This window comes from Stenotrophomonas capsici (assembly GCF_034961085.1).
GTDB lineage: Bacteria > Pseudomonadota > Gammaproteobacteria > Xanthomonadales > Xanthomonadaceae > Stenotrophomonas > Stenotrophomonas capsici.
Genome location: NZ_JAYFUH010000163.1, coordinates 1 through 1,954 on the forward strand (window position 1 = coordinate 1; position 1,954 = coordinate 1,954).

General features: G+C 71.8%; 3 protein-coding genes and 1 pseudogene. All 4 read right to left on the bottom strand.

Annotated features, from left to right (window positions below; all coding sequences use genetic code 11):
- Window positions 1-261, bottom strand: a pseudogene (locus VA603_RS10635) (acyltransferase); the annotation flags it as partial.
- The gene (locus VA603_RS10640; RefSeq protein WP_132863833.1) at window positions 258-554 is read right to left on the bottom strand and encodes an ApeI family dehydratase; all 297 of its coding nucleotides are present in this window, start codon (window positions 552-554) and stop codon (window positions 258-260) included. The gene VA603_RS10640 and the pseudogene VA603_RS10635, both read right to left, overlap by 4 nt.
- A gap of 50 nt (window positions 555-604) precedes the next feature.
- Window positions 605-1,327: a ketosynthase gene (locus tag VA603_RS10645; protein WP_323438803.1), complete on the bottom strand. Its 723-nt coding sequence runs from the start codon at window positions 1,325-1,327 to the stop codon at window positions 605-607.
- Window positions 1,328-1,332: 5 nt separating this feature from the next.
- A complete protein-coding gene (locus VA603_RS10650) occupies window positions 1,333-1,602 on the bottom strand; it encodes a phosphopantetheine-binding protein (RefSeq protein WP_132863836.1) in 270 nt (89 codons plus the stop codon).
- Window positions 1,603-1,954: the final 352 nt, after the last annotated feature.

Sequence of the window (1,954 nt, forward strand, 5' to 3'; positions counted from 1 at the left end):
CACCCGGTCCAGGATGGTCGCGGCGAAGGTGTGGATGTGGCGGGCCACGTCCCAACGGTGCGCGGGCCGGCCCAGCGCCCGCTGCAGGTAGTCGCGCGAGGCGCGCCGTTCGCTGCCGCGCACGCAGAAGAAGTAGGCGGTGATCGGGTACAGGCAGGCGCGGGCGATGCCCCGCCCGCCGCGCCGGGCGATCAGCCCGATCAGGCGGATGGCACGGCGCCCACCGCCTTCCGGGCGCTGCTTCCAGTCGGCGCCACTCATGCAACGGCCTCGTCAACCAGCACCAGCTCGCCACGCACCAGCACGGTGTCCTCGCGCAGCACGCGGAACTTCCAGCGTGGGGCCTGCCCGTCCAGTTCCACCCGCGCACACTCGCCCGGCAACAGCGGTGCCATGAACTTGACCTGCGGCAGCCGCAGCGCCGCCGTTGCCCGCCCGCTGTCGCGCGCGATGGCCTGCAGCACCTGTTCCAGCACCACCACGCCCGGCACCAGCGGCCGGCCCGGGAAATGGCCGGGCAGGCAGGGATGGTCGGGGGCAATCACGAACTGCATGGCGTCCAGTCGACGGGCCGGGCCGCACAGGATAACGACAGGGCCGCCACTCAGCGCAGCAGGTCGCGCCAGAACACCGGTCCCAGCTGGCCCATCTGGCGCATGAAATCCAGCGCGTTGCGGTACGGGCGCGTGGGGAACAGCCGCGAGCGCACCGCGTATTCCAGCGCGAAGAAGCCGCCGATCAGGCCCCAGTCGGCGATGTTGGCGCACCAGGACCACTGCTCGTGGGTGACCGGCCACCACGGCTGGAGGCCGAAGGCCGCCAGCAGCCCGTCGGGGACGGCGCTCATCGCCAGCCCCAGGTTGATCGCCGCCAGCAGGCTCAACACCAGCGCCCAGGCCGCGGTCAGCCGCCGCGTGTAGCGCTCCAGCACCGCGGTGACCGGCATGCCGGCGCGCTGGTACAGGGCCTGCACGATGCGGCCGATCAGCGGCACCCGGCCGGGCAGCAGCGAGCGGGCAAACCCCCAGGCCACCAGCAGCGGGAACACCACCGGCGGGGCCAGCAGCAGCATCCAGGCCCAGCGCGAGGCCCCCACCCCGTACAGCAGCAGGCCGGAGGCGAACAGCGCCAGCCACGCCGATGCGCGGCGCCGCGCCAGCGGCTCCAGCAGGCACAGCAGTACCAGGCCGAACAGCGCCAACGCCGCCCAGGCCCCCTCGCTGCGCAGGCTGGCCACGTGCGAGAGCACCGGGTAGGCCAGCAGCAGGATCACGCGCAGTGCCAGCGCCACCGGCCCGTGGCCGGGTTCATGGCTGGCCGGGTTCATCGTGCTCAGGCGGTCTTGTTGGCCTGCACGTGCGCCGACAGCGCGCGCAGCGAGGCGAAGATGCGGCGGTTGTCGTCGTTGTCCGAACGCAGCTGGAAGCCGTAGCGCTTGCTGATGGCCAGCGCCAGCTCCAGTGCATCGATCGAGTCCAGCCCCAGCCCGTCGTTGAACAGGGCCGCTTCCGGGTCGATCTGCGCCGGGTCCACGTCTTCCAGGTTCAGGCTCTCCACCAGCAGCCCTGCCAGTTCGCGTTCGGCTTCGGTTTGTTGCGACATTTCCACTTCCACGACCAAATGAAGCCGCAACGATCCGGCATCGCCGCGCCCAGTGCAACCATGGCCGCACCGGCGCGCAGGCTATCATTGGCCCCTCTGCAAGCCTGATCCACCGTGCAATGACGTCCAAGCTCCGCCCCCGCCCCGCCTTCATGCCCCACCTCCCGTCCCGCCCCGCGGAGCGACAGGACGGTGCGCGATGAACGCGCGCACCACCCCGGCCCAGGTGGCGGCACTGGACGTGGAGTACGTCGACCCGGCGCGCCTGCCGGAGCTGCTGGCCGACGAGCACGTGCTGGCGATCTTCGGCTTCCAGGCCGGCGACACGGCACCGCCGACCGACGACCCGCGC